At 72.1% G+C, this 14082-nt stretch carries 16 protein-coding genes; 13 read left to right on the forward strand and 3 right to left on the reverse strand.

Annotated elements, in window-relative coordinates; translation table 11 throughout:
• Window positions 1-270 precede the first annotated feature (270 nt).
• Window positions 271-1200 (reverse strand): DUF3027 domain-containing protein, encoded by a 930-nt coding sequence (locus ACK8N7_RS15525; protein ID WP_403217226.1) that lies wholly within the window; start codon window positions 1198-1200, stop codon window positions 271-273.
• Window positions 1201-1639: 439 nt separating this feature from the next.
• Here ACK8N7_RS15525 and ACK8N7_RS15530 point away from each other — a divergent pair, with 439 nt between their 5' ends.
• The 8 genes from ACK8N7_RS15530 (at window position 1640) to ACK8N7_RS15565 (ending at window position 8846) form a co-directional block, all read left to right on the forward strand.
• The gene (locus ACK8N7_RS15530; RefSeq protein ID WP_500442804.1) at window positions 1640-3088 is read left to right on the forward strand and encodes an MFS transporter; all 1449 of its coding nucleotides are present in this window, start codon (window positions 1640-1642) and stop codon (window positions 3086-3088) included.
• 27 nt (window positions 3089-3115) lie between these two features.
• Complete coding sequence (locus ACK8N7_RS15535; protein ID WP_403217230.1) at window positions 3116-3595, forward strand: DUF2771 domain-containing protein; 480 nt, start codon at window positions 3116-3118, stop codon at window positions 3593-3595.
• A 72-nt stretch (window positions 3596-3667) separates the two neighbouring features.
• Window positions 3668-4363: a futalosine hydrolase gene (locus ACK8N7_RS15540; RefSeq protein ID WP_500442805.1), complete on the forward strand. Its 696-nt coding sequence runs from the start codon at window positions 3668-3670 to the stop codon at window positions 4361-4363.
• The gene (locus ACK8N7_RS15545; protein ID WP_403217234.1) at window positions 4353-5231 is read left to right on the forward strand and encodes a 1,4-dihydroxy-6-naphtoate synthase; all 879 of its coding nucleotides are present in this window, start codon (window positions 4353-4355) and stop codon (window positions 5229-5231) included. The genes ACK8N7_RS15540 and ACK8N7_RS15545 overlap by 11 nt, the downstream gene beginning before the upstream one ends.
• Window positions 5232-5343: 112 nt before the next feature.
• A complete protein-coding gene (locus ACK8N7_RS15550; RefSeq protein WP_500442807.1) occupies window positions 5344-5781 on the forward strand; it encodes a hypothetical protein in 438 nt (145 codons plus the stop codon).
• An 89-nt stretch (window positions 5782-5870) separates the two neighbouring features.
• On the forward strand, window positions 5871-7322 hold the full coding sequence (locus tag ACK8N7_RS15555; protein ID WP_403217238.1) for a hypothetical protein: 1452 nt from the start codon (window positions 5871-5873) through the stop codon (window positions 7320-7322).
• A gap of 9 nt (window positions 7323-7331) precedes the next feature.
• Window positions 7332-7943 carry a hypothetical protein gene (locus tag ACK8N7_RS15560; RefSeq protein ID WP_403217240.1) on the forward strand — a complete coding sequence of 204 codons (612 nt, stop codon included), beginning with the start codon at window positions 7332-7334 and terminating at the stop codon, window positions 7941-7943.
• A gap of 51 nt (window positions 7944-7994) precedes the next feature.
• Window positions 7995-8846, forward strand: coding sequence for a histidine kinase (locus tag ACK8N7_RS15565; protein WP_403217242.1), 852 nt, complete (start codon window positions 7995-7997; stop codon window positions 8844-8846).
• A gap of 119 nt (window positions 8847-8965) precedes the next feature.
• On the opposite strand, the gene ACK8N7_RS15570 is transcribed toward ACK8N7_RS15565, so the two are convergent.
• Window positions 8966-9349 (reverse strand): cold-shock protein, encoded by a 384-nt coding sequence (locus ACK8N7_RS15570; RefSeq protein ID WP_031124708.1) that lies wholly within the window; start codon window positions 9347-9349, stop codon window positions 8966-8968.
• Window positions 9350-9539: 190 nt separating this feature from the next.
• On the opposite strand from ACK8N7_RS15570, the gene ACK8N7_RS15575 reads away from it, so the two are divergent.
• Together ACK8N7_RS15575 and ACK8N7_RS15580 are read left to right on the forward strand one after the other, a co-directional pair.
• Window positions 9540-9779: a hypothetical protein gene (locus tag ACK8N7_RS15575; protein ID WP_403217244.1), complete on the forward strand. Its 240-nt coding sequence runs from the start codon at window positions 9540-9542 to the stop codon at window positions 9777-9779.
• Between the two features lie 16 nt (window positions 9780-9795).
• On the forward strand, window positions 9796-10137 hold the full coding sequence (locus tag ACK8N7_RS15580) for a hypothetical protein (RefSeq protein WP_403217246.1): 342 nt from the start codon (window positions 9796-9798) through the stop codon (window positions 10135-10137).
• Window positions 10138-10181: 44 nt separating this feature from the next.
• Here ACK8N7_RS15580 and ACK8N7_RS15585 read toward each other — a convergent pair whose 3' ends face one another.
• Window positions 10182-10844 carry an HAD family hydrolase gene (locus ACK8N7_RS15585; protein ID WP_403217248.1) on the reverse strand — a complete coding sequence of 221 codons (663 nt, stop codon included), beginning with the start codon at window positions 10842-10844 and terminating at the stop codon, window positions 10182-10184.
• A 234-nt stretch (window positions 10845-11078) separates the two neighbouring features.
• Here ACK8N7_RS15585 and ACK8N7_RS15590 point away from each other — a divergent pair, with 234 nt between their 5' ends.
• The 3 genes from ACK8N7_RS15590 to ACK8N7_RS15600 are packed head-to-tail and all read left to right on the forward strand — an operon-like array spanning window position 11079 to window position 14079.
• Window positions 11079-12128 carry a FecCD family ABC transporter permease gene (locus ACK8N7_RS15590; RefSeq protein ID WP_403217250.1) on the forward strand — a complete coding sequence of 350 codons (1050 nt, stop codon included), beginning with the start codon at window positions 11079-11081 and terminating at the stop codon, window positions 12126-12128.
• Window positions 12125-13201 carry a FecCD family ABC transporter permease gene (locus tag ACK8N7_RS15595; RefSeq protein ID WP_403217252.1) on the forward strand — a complete coding sequence of 359 codons (1077 nt, stop codon included), beginning with the start codon at window positions 12125-12127 and terminating at the stop codon, window positions 13199-13201. Before ACK8N7_RS15590 ends, ACK8N7_RS15595 begins: the two co-directional genes overlap by 4 nt.
• On the forward strand, window positions 13198-14079 hold the full coding sequence (locus ACK8N7_RS15600; RefSeq protein WP_500442811.1) for an ABC transporter ATP-binding protein: 882 nt from the start codon (window positions 13198-13200) through the stop codon (window positions 14077-14079). The genes ACK8N7_RS15595 and ACK8N7_RS15600 overlap by 4 nt, the downstream gene beginning before the upstream one ends.
• Window positions 14080-14082 lie beyond the last annotated feature (3 nt).

A 14082-nucleotide genomic window follows, 5' to 3' on the forward strand; every position in this document is an offset into this window, starting at 1 on the left:
TGTTGTGGGTGGCGTGCCTGTGCCGCCCAGTGTGCGCCCGAAGGTACCGTGCGCGCGGACCCGGCCCCAGCCAACCCAAGCCCGTCCGGCGTTTGAGGACGGAACCCTTGCCGGGGTGGGCGTGCAGGAAATCAAGGGCCCTCAGGCACAGCACCCCCGCAGAGGCACCCGACACCACATCGACGGTTCCGTCCTCGAACGCCGGACGGGCTGGGGTGGGCCGCCCCACGGACTGGGTGCGGCGCCCCACGGGGCTGGGTGGTCGTCGCCCTACGAGTGGCCCAGGTCCTCCGAGTCGCCGTCCGGTTCCGACGGGACGGAGCCGCCGTCGCGCTCGGGGCGGAGCGCGTACTCGTCCACCCGCATCGTGTCCAGCGCATGCGCCGCCGGCTTGACCGGCTTCGGCATCACCGCCGCCTCCGAGTGCCCCCCGCACCCGTACGCCAGCGACACCACATGCCCGTCGGCCGGGCCGAACTCGTTGGCGCACACCCCGAAGGCCTGCTTCAGCGAGCCCGCCATCGGGATCAGGAACGCGCAGCTCACACAGGTGGCCGGCGCCGCCTGCGCCATCGGGGTCTTCGGGCCGAACGCCTCGTCCCAGCGGTCGGCCGCCTCGTACAGCCCGTACCGCGACAGCACCCGCGCCCGCCGCGTACCCAGTTCCTCGGCCACGGAGGCGATGGAGCCACGGGTGGTCACGGCCACCGGCCGGTCCGTCAGCTCCGCGTCCTCCGAGTCGACCAGCTCGGCCAGCTCCTCGGAGACGACCGAGTTCGGCGGCGGCTCGTCCTCCCCGGTCCAGCCGGGTTCCAGGCGCAGGTCCTCCGACTCGGTCGGCAGCAGGTCGCCGGGGCCCATGTCACCCGGGCGGAGCCGCTCGCTCCACGGCACCCACTCCGGCGCCAGGATCGCGTCGGCCCCGGGCAGCAGCACCGTTTCGTCCAGGGTGACGTTCTTCGCGCGGGAGGCCCGCGCGACGGTCACGGCCCAGCGCCAGCCCCGGTAGCCGGGATCCTTGGACTCGAAGTAGTGCGTGACGACGCGGTCCCCTTCGGAGACCACACCGACATGCTCACCGACCACGCCGGGCGCGGCGGCTTCCTCCGCCGCCGCGCGTGCGAGGTCTACCGCCTCGGCACACAGGCGGTCGGGAACGGGGGTACGGGCCGTACGGCTTCGCGTCGTCGCAGCACTCACAGGTCTCGCTTCTCTCCATACGCCAGTCTCACGAGCGCGCCAGCTGCTGCACGATTGCCGTTTTCGGCCAGACAGTTGCGGGCGGAGCGGACCTGGGGGCCGCGTCGACGTCCACACCCGTTGTGCCTGCCTCGGGCGCGCCTTCTGCCACCCATTCTGCGGGATCGCGGAGAGGCGCGCGGCCAAGAACAACCGCCGGTGGCGCGTTACGCACGCTACCCTCTCCGCCGCTCCGCGCCCACCTGCCCGTCCCAAACGTGCCGTATCCGTCCCTCCGGCGTCCGTCCCGAGGCGTGTCCCGGGCCCTCCGATATCCGGCCGCACCCGCCCCGGGGGGCTTGCGCCGCTCCGTCCGGGCCCGCTGGTCCGACAGGGCGTCACTCGCGAGTCCCCGGCCGATCACCGTTCATACCGGCCAGGGTTGGGGCACTATGACGGGGTGACTGCCGCCAGGTCGCACGACGGTCCCGGCCCGCTCCGCAGGGCGGGACGGGCGACGGGTCGTGCCCTGCGCTCCCCGTTCACCGGTACGGCGCGGGGGATCCGCAAGGCGACGCACGCCCACGGAGCCGGGGAATCCGGCCTCGGAAAACTCATCGAGCTGCACGCGGTGAACGGCGCCGGTGACGTCATGATCACCGTCGCCCTCGCCTCCACGGTCTTCTTCTCCGTGCCGACGGACGAGGCGCGCGGGCGGGTCGCCCTCTACCTGGCCATCACCATGGCCCCCTTCACCCTGCTCGCCCCGGTGATCGGCCCGCTGCTGGACCGGCTGCCGCACGGCCGCCGGGCCGCGATGGCGGGCGCGATGCTGGCCCGCGCCCTGCTGGCGATCACCATGTCGGGGGCGGTCGCCACCGGCGGCCTGGAGCTGTACCCGGCCGCGCTGGGCGTCCTGGTCTCGTCGAAGGCGTACGGCGTGGTGCGCAGCGCGGTCGTGCCACGGCTGCTGCCACCCAAGTTCTCCCTGGTCAAAGCCAACTCGCGGGTCACCCTTGCGGGGCTGCTCGCCACCGGGGTGGCGGCCCCGATCGGGGCGGGGCTCCAGGCCATCGGCTCCGCCTGGCCGCTCTACGGCGCCTGCGCGATCTTCATCGCGGGCACCTTCCTCGCCTTCACGCTGCCGCACAAGGTCGACTCCGCCAAGGGCGAGCGCCGGGCCCGCCTGATCGACCCGCACGGCGAGGAACCCGTACCGCCCCCCGCCCCGAAGCCGAGGGGCCTTCGGAAGGACGGCCTCCGGAAGGACGGCCTCCGCAGGAACGGGGAGAAACCGGCCAAGGAGCGCCCGCCCGGTCTCCGGTCCGTCGGCGGGTCGGTGTTCCACGGCCTCCAGGCCAACGCGGCGCACCGGGCCCTCTCCGGCTTCCTGATCTTCTTTCTGGCGTTCCTGCTGCGCGAGCACCCGATCGCCGGCCAGAGCGCGGCCGTCTCGCTCGCCATCGTCGGCGTGTCGGCGGGGGTCGGCAACGCCTGCGGTACGGCGGTGGGCGCCTGGCTCCGGGCGCGCGGCCCCGAGGTGATCATCGCGACGGTGCTGGGGCTCGCCCTGGGCACGGCGGTCCTCGCCGCCGTCTTCTTCTCCACCGCGGCGGTCGCCGCGCTCGGGGCGGTCGCCGGGTTCACCCAGGCCCTCTCCAAACTGTCGCTGGACGCGATGATCCAGCGGGACGTCCCCGAGGAGGTCCGCACCTCCGCGTTCGCCAGGTCCGAGACATTGCTCCAGATGGCGTGGGTGGTCGGCGGCGGGATCGGGATCGCGCTGCCGCTCAACGCGGTGCTCGGAATGTCGGTCGCCGCGGGCATTCTCGCCCTCGGCGCGGCCACGTCCGTACGGGGTCTCCTGGGGGCCGCACGGCGCGGCACGCCGCACCCCCGCGTGGCGTGAGCGGAGGCGACCGATAGCCTTCGGCCCATGACCGTTGCGTTCTTCTCCGGTAAGGGCCGTCGAATCGGCGTCGCTCTTGGTGCCGTGTCCGCGGGACTCCTTGTCCTCTCCGCCTGCGACAAGCCGACGCCGCTCGCCACCGTGACGGTCGGCAGCGACTCGGTGAACTCCGAGGCGGCCTGCTACAACGACGGTGAGGCGATCAAGGAATCGCTGATCCAGGGCTGCCTCAACCAGAAGCCCGAGAAGACCCTCGAGGTCGCGATGGACGACAAGGTCCGCTTCGGCGTCGACCCGGAGATCGCCGAGAACGGCTGGACGCTCTTCATCAACGGCCAGCAGGCCGAGCAGGAGCCGTTCAAGAAGACGTACCGGACGATCCCGGGCAGCGCGTTCTTCGCCAGCCAGACGGGCGAGCCCGCCAGCAAGACGAACGTCTCCATCGTGGAGACCAAGGGCAAGAAGCTCACCGGCATCTGGCAGTTCGAGCTCAAGAAGACGTCCTGACCTTCTCCGCCCCTGCCCCTGCCCCTGCCCCCGCCCCCGCCCCTTCTCCTCCGAGGCCCTGAGGCTCTCCCTGTGCGTGTGCTCGTCGTGACCGCTGTCCCGGTGGAACGGGACGCGGTCACGCGTGCGTTCGGGGGTACCCCGCAGATCCTTGCCCTGCCGGGGGCCGAGCTGCACCGCAGCGGTGTGTTCGACGTCCTGGCGGGCGGTGCGGGCCCGGCGGCGGCAGCCGCGGCGACCGCCTTCGCCCTCGCGTCGGCCCCGGAGCCGTACGGGCTCGTCGTCTCCGCCGGTATCGGCGGCGGATTCGCCCCCGCCGCCCCGCTCGGCTCGCTGGTGGTGGCGAGCGACATCGTCGCCGCGGACCTGGGCGCCGAGACACCGGACGGCTTCCTGCCCGTCACCGCGCTCGGCTTCGGCCGGGACCGCTTCGCGCCGCCGCCCGCGCTCGTACGGGAGGTGGCGGCGGCCACCGGCGCCGCGCCCGGCCCCGTCCTCACCGTCTCCACCGTGACCGGCACCGCAGCCCGTACCGCCGCCCTGCTCACCGCGTACCCGGGTGCGCTCGCCGAGGCGATGGAGGGCTTCGGGGTCGCGGAGGCCGCCGAGCGGGCCGGGGTGCCCGTACTGGAACTGCGGGCCGTCTCGAACACCGTCGGCCCCCGCGACCGGGCCGCCTGGCGCATCGGGGACGCGCTGGCCGCGCTCACGGAGGCGTTCGGGAAGACGGGACCCGTACTGGAAGGTTGGAACCGGCATGACCACTGACGCACACCCGGGCCCGGGCACGGCCGACGAAGCGATCGAGATCGCCTTCTCGCCCTGCCCCAACGACACGTTCGTCTTCGACGCCTGGGTCCACGACAGGGTCCCCGGCGCGCCCGCGCTGAAGGTGACCTTCGCGGACATCGACATCACCAACGGCATGGCCGAGCGCGGCGAGCTGGACGTCCTGAAGGTGTCGTACGCGGTCCTGCCCTGGGTCCTGGACGAGTACGCGCTCCTGCCGTGCGGCGGGGCGCTGGGCCGGGGCTGCGGCCCGCTGGTCCTCGCCAAGGAGATGGGCCTCGACCTGACCGGCCGGACGGTCGCGGTGCCGAGCGAGCGCTCGACGGCGTACCTGCTGTTCCGGCTCTGGGCGGCGGAGATGGTCCCGGACGGGGTCGGCGAGGTCGTCGTCATGCCGTTCGACGAGATCATGCCGGCCGTGCGGGACGGCAAGGTGGACGCCGGTCTCGTCATCCACGAGGCCCGTTTCACGTACCGGAACTTCGGGCTCCACAACCTGGCCGACATGGGACGCCACTGGGAGGACACCACCGGCCTGCCGATCCCCCTGGGCGCGATCATCGCCAGGCGCTCCCTCGGCGAGGAGACCCTGGGTCGCCTGGCCGAATCGATCCGCAGCTCGGTCCGGCTGGCCTGGGACCACCCGGAGGTCTCGCGGCCGTACGTCCAGGAGCACGCCCAGGAGATGGACCCGGCCGTCGCGGACCAGCACATCGGGCTGTACGTGAACGAGTTCACCGCCGACCTCGGCGAGGACGGCTACGCGGCGGTCCGGGGCCTGCTCACCCGCGCCGCGGCCGAGGGGCTCGTACCGCCCATCGGCCCCGACGCGCTGGCGTTCCCCTGAGCGGCCGGCATCCTGGCTCCGCCCCACCGGACCTCTCTGGCCCGTCACCCCGACCGAACATAGACTCGGACGTCCGACGCATGATGCGCAGCGACGAACCAGGGGCACGGGCATGGGGTTGAAGCAAGCCGGGGCGGAGCCGGCCGACCGGTACGGCGATGGAGCATCGGCGGCCATGCGGCTCAACGGGATCCCTGAAGAGGACCGGGCCCCACGGGCTCAGGGCGGCCGCCCTGACCTGGCATCGGCACCGGCCCAGAAGCGCGCGGCGGCGAACACCATCGCGACGGAACTCCAGCCGAACACCAAGAAGGCCGGCAACCGGCCCGACGAATCGATGACCGCCGCGATGAGCGTCTTCTCCGGCTGGGCGACGGGCACGGGCCTCAAGACGGTACACACGACCTGGGAAAGCCAGGTCAAGACGCTCCTGGGCAGGCTCGACACGGAGAAGGGCGCGCTGAGTTCGGCAGCGAACATCTTCGTCACCACGGACATCGAGCGGGGCAACAGCTTGCGCAGCATCCCGTCGAGCCTCAACTCGTACTGACGCCCGGGACGCCGAAGCGCCCCAGGGCCATTCGGCTCACCGAGCTCCTCACCACGTGACGCGCCCATGCTTTCCGGGGGACATTCATAATGCTGACGTACTACGACATCATGACCGTCGACCTCGGCGGGCTGAACACCGCCGCCGGTAAATGGGATGAGGCGGCCGAGGAGTTCGGCAAGGTCGAGAAGCGCTACCGCGACAGCGTCGAGAAGATCACGCTGAACGACACCTGGCTCGGAGACAGCTCCGTCCGGGCGCAGATCAAGTTCGCCGCGACACGCTTTGAGTACCAGGCCGCGCAGAAACAGGCGAAGGCCACCGCCACTCTCCTGCGCAACGCCCACGAGCAGTTCGCCGAACTCGTCAAGCAACTGAAGACCGCCCGCGCCGACGCCGTCCGGGCCGGCATGAAGGTCTCGGAACAGGGCAACGTGGCCTTCGACTACACCACGCTCACCGAAAGTGAGCGGGCCGCGACCCGCAACGATCCGGACTACGCTCGGAGCGTCCGGGAGAGCGAGCAGTCCTGGGCCGACCACATCAAGGCGTGCGTCAAGGCCGTCGACGACGCCGACACCGACCTCAAGAAGGACCTGGAGGCGGTGGTCAAGGACGGCAAGGGCGGCGGGAACGACGCCACGCCGGGCACCGGCTTCAACGCCAACGCCGATCTGGTGACGAAGGCCGACGAACAGCAGAAGCAGGACCGCCTCGACCTCGCCTGGCTCCAGAAGCGGGACAACGAGACGCTCGACGACTATCTCAAGCGCCTGCAACGCGATGGCATGACGCGGCTGACCGGCAACCCCGAGCTGGCGAAGCTGGTGTCGCAGGTGTCCAACGGTGCCATCACCGTTGGCGCGTTCACCGGTGCCCTCACCGCGTCCGGGCTGTACTCCTACAAGCTCGTCACAGCGCTGAAGGGCGCGGAGACCCACGCACCCGGCACGCTGATCAGCCGGACCATCAACACCCGTCTCGCGGGCGCGGTTCCCGGAAGCATGCTCAGCCGTGTCCCGCCCGGCATGGTCACGGCGCTGACGGGATCGGACGAGGCCGCGATGATGGGCGGCTTCATGCGCAACGGCTCCTTCTTCATGCCGACGGCCTCCGAGGCCAACCTGGCCCGGGTCGCGTCGCAGGGAGGTATCGCGAACGCCGCGAAGGCGGCCGGCTGGATACGCGGCGCCGGGGTGGTCGGAGGTGTCGCGTCCACCGCGTACGGCATCGCCAACCTCGCGACGTACGACACCGACATGATCAAGGAAGATCCCGCGAAGTTCGCGACCGACCTGACCGGCACGGCGTTCAGCGCGTCGATGACCGCCCTGACCGTGGCTCCCAACCCGGTGACGCTCGGTCTGGCCGTCGGCACCGGGCTGGCGTACGGGGGTGCGCTGATCTGGGACAACCACGAAGCCATCGGCAAGGGCCTCTCCGAGGCCGGGGACTGGGTCGGTGACAAGGCGTCGGACGTCAAGGACAGCGTCACCGACGGCGCGAAGAAGCTGGGCAGCGCCCTCAATCCGTTCGACTGAAGGAGACCGATGCACACCACCACGGCCCCGTTCACCCTGGAATTCTGGAAGGAGGGACGCACCCACGAGCGGCGGGCGGGCTACCGCGGCACGGCGCCGGAGTTCGGTGACATCGTCCTCACCGCCCCGCTGCCCAGGAAGAGCACCCCGGGCAGTGTGGTCTCCGAAGTACGCGGCCCCTCGATCCCCACCGCGACGTTCGAGACCCGCGGCATCCATACCGAGGCCGCGGATCTGCCGACGCTGAACCGTTCGACGCTCCGGGTCGGCGACGCCATGGTGCACCTGGAGCGCAACCGCTTCGGCCTGACGCACCGAGCCCGTGCGCTGCACTTCAGGTACGGCGGCGACCACTACCGGCTGTGGGCGGTGAACCGGAAGCAGTTCGTGCTGGTCCGGCGGGCGGATGACGAGGACCCGGGAGTCTCGATCACGGCGAAGCAGTCCGGTCTCGGCGGCAGCAAGAAGCTGTTCGTTCGGACGACCGGACGGGCCGTCGCCGCCGATATCTCGCTCGTCACGCTCTTCGCCGGCGTCGACCGGGCGCCTCTGACCCGCTCGGGCGCTGTGCGGGCGGCCCTGGGGAGGTCCACCCGGCTCTTCGCGGAGAGCCAGTACTGACCGTGCTCCGGGCGGTACACCGAACCCGACGACCATCCGACAGTTAAGCGAGTGTCCAGTCCCATGCCTTCGTACGACATCACCCGGCCCCGCTTTCGGCTCTCCGACGAGCACGTCATCGTTCTCACCGAACTGGCGACCGGGCAGCTTGCCCCCGAGGGGTACATTTCTGCCCGCGATGAACTCCGTCGCTGCGGCCTGCTCAGCGGCGCCGACACCTTGTCCGTGCTGCTGCTGCCCGTGATGCAGACACTCATCAACCCGGTGGTGGTCCTCTCCCTGGAGGCCACGGGGCGCCAGGGCACCCTGAACCACGGGCTGATCATCGGGCAGGACCACGTCGTGGTTCACCAGTCCTGGCCAGGGGAGCGGGAGGCTGAGTACGCGCTGGCCGAGCCGAGGATGATGGTCTGGGCCCTCGCGAACATGGTCGGCCTCCAGCAGTCGGCGACCGTGGTCGAAGGTGGTCCGGCCCTCGTCGAGACGACGATGGGAACGCTGGAGAAGGGGATGGAGAGCGTGGCGGACGTCCCCGCCGCAGCCTCCAGGGAACAGGAGCGGGAGCACATCCGCGCCGCCCTGGCGTCCACCCGCAGCCTGGACGAACCGGCCCTCGCGCGCTGTGCGGAGCTGATCGGGGAACTGCGGTCGAGCTGGCGGTTGACGGCGGCCTGGCGGGGCCGCGACGGCGACGAGAACGGCGTCACGGCCCGCGGCTTCGGCATCTGGGACTGCGGCCCACTGGGCTACTGGCAGCGTGAACTGCCCGCCGAGCCGATAGCGCCGGGGCAGGTCGGCCCCGAGAGCCAGGTGCGCCTCGCGCGGACCGACGCGAAGCGGATCTGGGCGATGATCACGGATCTGCTGCCGGCCGAGAACGAGATCCGGCACGTCGGACGGTAGGGCGTACCGGGGGTATCCGCCCGGACGCAACCGCGCCGAAGTGCCGTCACTCCTGGAACAGGTCTGCGAGGTGCTGACGACCGCGTCCCGGCACGCGAGGAACTCCCCAGGGGACCCCGCTACACGTCCAGCTGGTCCGCCACCGCCCGCAGCAGGCCCGCGATCTGGGCGCCCGCGGCCTTGTCCGGGTAGCGGCCGCGCTCCAGCTGGGGCGTGATGTTCTCCAGGACCGTCGTCAGGTCCTGGACGATCGACGCCAGCTCGTCCGGCTTGCGCCGCTGCGCGGCGGCGACGGACGGGGTGGGGTCGAGTACCACCACGGACAGGGCCTGGTCACCGCGCTGGCCCGCGACCACGCCGAACTCCACGCGCTGGCCGGGCTTGAGTGCGTCGACCCCGGCAGGGAGTACCGACGAGTGCACGAAGACGTCGCCGCCGTCGTCGCGGGAGAGAAAGCCGAAGCCCTTCTCGCTGTTGAACCACTTCACCTTGCCGGTGGGCACGTCTGTCCCCGTCCTCGTACTCGTCAATGTGCGGAAGAGCCGGTCCTCGAAAGGGAACGGACGAGAACAACGGCTCCGGATAGCAGTACAGCGGGTCACCGTGACCCGCCTGGTCCAAGGCTAATCGCCCTGCGGCCGGTGACAAGACGTCGCCGGAGTGTTCCTCCGGGCTGGGAACTACCCTGGTGGGGTGAGTACTACTCCTTCAGGCGCCGGGGACCGGCTGGTTCAGGTCGGCGCGATCGTCTTCTTCGTCGGCGCACTGGCCACTCTCGTCACGGTGGCCCCGCTCTTCCTCGGTACGGAGCCCTTCCCTCCGGTCGCGTACGGCGTCTGCATGTTCATGGGGGCCGGCTTCCTGATCGCCGGGGCGGGCGTCGTGCGCTCCGCCTGGCTCAACTCGCCGAAGCGGGCTGCGGAACGCGGCTAGGGCCTAGGGTCGTCGTGTGAACCACGGACTCCGCATGCAGCGGTCCCGGCCCGTCGGCGACGCCGGCTCCCCGGCGGCCTGCACCGTTCCGGGCCGGGCGACGGCGCACGTCGACGACCTCCTCGTACAGATCGCGCACGGCAGCCGGGACGCGCTCGGTGAGCTCTACGACCTGCTCGCCCCGCTCCTGCTGGAGCTGCTGCGGTCCCGGCTCCCCGTCGGCGCGGACGCCCGCTCGGCGCTCGTCGACGGCTTCAGCAGGGTCTGGCGGCAGGCACCCTCGTACGAGCCGGGACCGCACGGCCTGGACTGGGTGATCGACCGGGTGACCGATGAGGTGACCGAGCCGGAGCGCTAGCGGGCCGCCCCGCCTCGCGCTCCCTCGGGCCGCCGCGCACTGCCTCAGGCAGCCGCGCGGTCCGCCTCGAACGCCCGGAGCCAGGCCGGGAACTCCGTCAGGTCGTCCAGCACCACGTCCGCGCCCGCCGCCCTCAGCTCCTGCGCGTCGCACGGGCCCGTCGTCACGGCGACCGACAGCGCTCCGGCGGCACGTGCCCCGCGTACGTCCCCGGTGTGGTCGCCGACGTACACCTGCGCTCCGTGTTCGCGCAGCGCCTCGCCCTTGGCCTCCGCCCACAGCCAGCCGACGACCGCGTCCGGTTCGATGCCGAGGTGGGCCAGGTGCAGCTTCGCGTTCGGCTCGTACTTCGCCGTCACGACGATGGCCCGGCCGCCGAGCGCCCGCACCGCGGCCACCGAGTCCCGCGCCCCGGCGAGGGCCGTGGTCGGGGCTATCGCGTGGTCGGGGTAGAGCTCCCGGTAGCGGTCGCCGGCCGCGGCCACCTCGGCGGCCGGGAACCAGTGGGCCAGCTCCTCCTCCAGCGGCGGGCCGATCCGGCTCACCACCAGGGCGTCGTCGATGTGCACCCCCGTCTCGGCGGACAGGGCCCGGTAGGCGGCGGCGATACCCGGCCGGGAGTCGATGAGGGTCATGTCGAGGTCGAAGCCGACCGTGAGGGGGGCGGTGCGGGGGGCCGGGTGGGGGCGTGGAGCCGTGGAAGCCATGCGGACCATTGTGCCGACGGACCCGGCGGGCCGAATCACCGCCGCCGCCCCCACGGGCCGTACCGGCCGCCGCCGTCTCCTGGCCTGTGCCGCCTCAGCCGTCTCCTGGCTGTGGCCACCCGCCGCCGTCCCCGGCGAAATCCCGCCGCCTAGACTGAGCCCGCACTTAGCCAAGCCTTAGTTACCCGCGTCGACCGTCGACGCGCGCCCCCGTGTCCCACCCGATTGGTTCAGATGTCAGCGTCAGCGCCAGCGCCCGTGCCGGCACCGGCCGTCGCGCCCCGCGCCCCCCGTCTCTCCCGGCGTGCGACCGCGACGGCCGCGGCCGTCGTCGCGCTGCTGCTGGCCGTCCTGCTGAGCCTCGCGGTGGGCGCGCGTTCCATCCCGCCGGGCGAGGTGCTCGACGCCCTGCTGCACGGCGGGAACTCCGACGCCGCCGAGGTGATCCGCACGCTGCGGGTGCCGCGCACGCTCATCGGCCTGATGGTCGGCGCGGCGCTCGCACTCGCGGGGACGGTGCTCCAGGGGATCACCCGTAACCCCATCGCCGACCCCGGCATCCTCGGCATCAGCCAGGGCGCGTCGGTGGCGGTGGTGATGGCCATCGCGTTCGCGGGGGTCCACACGCTGACCGGCTACGTCTGGTTCGCCTTCGCGGGCGCCGCCGTCGCCTCGGTCGCCGTGTACGCCATCGCCTCAAGCGGGCGGGGCGGCGCGACCCCGGTGAAGCTCGCGCTCGGCGGGGCGGCGATCAACGCGCTGCTGGTGTCCGTGACGATGGGCGTGCTCACGACGAAGGCGTCCGCGCTGGACGAGTTCCGGTTCTGGCAGGTCGGTTCGATCGCCGGGCGGGAGGCCGACGTCGTCCACCAGATCTGGCCCTTCCTCCTCGTCGGGGCCGTCCTCGTGCTCTCCGTCGCCCGCGGGCTGGACGCGCTCGCGCTCGGCGAGGACGTGGCGAAGGGGCTCGGGCAGAACGTCGCGGCGGTCCGGATCACCGGTGGGATCGGGGCGACCGTGCTGACCGGGGTCGGGGTCGCCGCCGCCGGGCCGATCGCGTTCATCGGGCTCGCCGTGCCGCACATCGCCCGCGCGGTCGTCGGCAACGACCACCGCTGGGTGCTGCCCATGGCCGCGCTGATCGGGCCGGTGATGCTGCTCGTCTCGGACGTCATCGGCCGGATCGTGTTCCCGCCGAGCGAGGTCCCGGCGGGTGTGATGACGGCGCTGATCGGGGTGCCGTTCCTGGTCACCCTCGTACGCCGGAAGGCGGTGCCGGCATGAGCGAGACGTCCACGGCCGTACGGGTGCGGCCCGCCGGGTACTCCGTCGTGAAGGCCGGGCCGCGCGGCCGGTTCCTGCTGCACCGGCGGGCGTCCGTCGTCGCGGCCGCCCTCGTCGTGCTGCTGGCCGTGGTCTGCGTCGCCTACCTCTGTGTCGGCGAGAGCTTCGTCGCGCCCGGCGAGGTCGTGAAGGTGATCCTCGGGCAGCCGTCCTCCGCCGAGCTGGTCGTGGGCACGCTGCGGCTGCCGCGCATGGTCGTCGGGCTGCTCGTGGGCGTGGCCTTCGGGATCGCCGGGGCGCTGATCCAGACGGTGGCCCGCAACCCGCTCGCCAGCCCCGACATCATCGGCATCAGCCAGGGCGCGAGCGCGCTCACGGTCGGCGCGATGACCTTCGGGATCACCTCGTACACGTTCCTGCCCTACCTCTCCGTCATCGGAGGCGTCGCGGCCGCCGCGCTCGTGTACGTCTTCGCGTGGCGCGGCGGGCTGCACGCCACCCGCTTCGTCCTCATCGGCATCGGCTTCGCCATCGCGCTGCGGTCGGTCACCACGCTGTTCCTGACCAAGGGCGACTACCTGGTCGCGCAGCAGGCGCAGATCTGGATGACCGGTTCGCTCAACGGGCGCGGCTGGTCGGAGGCCGCCCCGCTCGGCTGGACGCTGCTGGTCCTGCTGCCCGCCGTCGCCTGGGCGGCCCGCGCGCAGCGGACCGTCACCATGGACGACGACACCGCCACCGCACTGGGCGTGCGTCTGGGGCGCGTACGGCTCGGACTCGTCGCGCTCGGCGTGGTCCTGGCCTCCGTGGCGACCGGCACGGCGGGCCCGGTGGACTTCGTGGCGCTGCTCGCCCCGCAGATCGCCCGCCGGATGACCCGTACCGCGCAGATCCCGCTGCTGTCCTCGGCCCTGCTGGGCGCGGTGATCGTCGTTTTCGGCGACCTGCTCGCCCGCAGGCTGTTCTCGCCCACCGAACTGCCGGTGGGCGTCCTCACGGCGGCGGTCGGCGCCCCGTACCTGATCTGGCTGATCATCCGCGGTCACCGCGGCCGCAGTGGAGGCACCGCATGAGCCCGAGCCCGACGACCGACGCGGCACAGGGGAGCAGCCGTCTGGCCGCCCGCGCCCTGACCCTCGCGTACGAGGACCGCACCGTCGTCCACGAGCTGGACCTGGCCGTGCCCGACGGGCAGGTCACCGTCATCGTCGGCCCGAACGCCTGCGGCAAGTCCACCACCCTGCGGGCGCTCGGCCGACTGCTGAGGCCGCGCGGCGGGGCGGTCCTGCTGGACGGTACGGAACTGGCCCGGATACCGACCAAGCGCATCGCGCAGTCCATCGGGCTGCTCCCGCAGACCCCGGCGGCCCCCGAGGCGATCACCGTCTCCGACCTGGTCGCCCGGGGCCGCCAGCCGCACCAGAGCTGGTGGCAGCAGTGGTCGGACGCGGACGAGCGGGCGGTGACCGACGCCATGGCCCGTACGGATGTGACGGCGCTGGCCGAGCGGTCGGTGGACGAGTTGTCGGGCGGGCAGCGCCAGCGGGTGTGGATCGCGATGGCGCTCGCGCAGGAGACGGACCTGCTGCTGCTCGACGAGCCGACGACGTACCTGGACATCGCACACCAGGTGGAGGTCCTCGACCTGGTACGCCAGTTGGCGTCCCCCGCCGCGGACGGCACCCGCGGCCGTACCGTCGTCACCGTGCTGCACGACCTCAACCAGGCGGCCCGGTACGCGGATCACCTGGTCGCCATGAAGGAGGGCCGGATCGTCTCCGAGGGCCGGCCGGGGGACGTCGTCACCGCCGAGCTCGTCCGTGAGGTCTTCGGCCTGGAGGCGGTGATCGTCCCGGACCCGGTGACGGGTTCGCCGCTCGTCGTCCCGGGCGCCCCCTGGACTCCTGCCCCCGTTCCCGCCTCCGCCCCGACTCCCGGAAAGGCCCTCTGAACC

Origin of the sequence: Streptomyces griseobrunneus, from assembly GCF_046713465.1 — a bacterium.
GTDB classification, from domain to species: Bacteria; Actinomycetota; Actinomycetes; order Streptomycetales; family Streptomycetaceae; genus Streptomyces; species Streptomyces microflavus.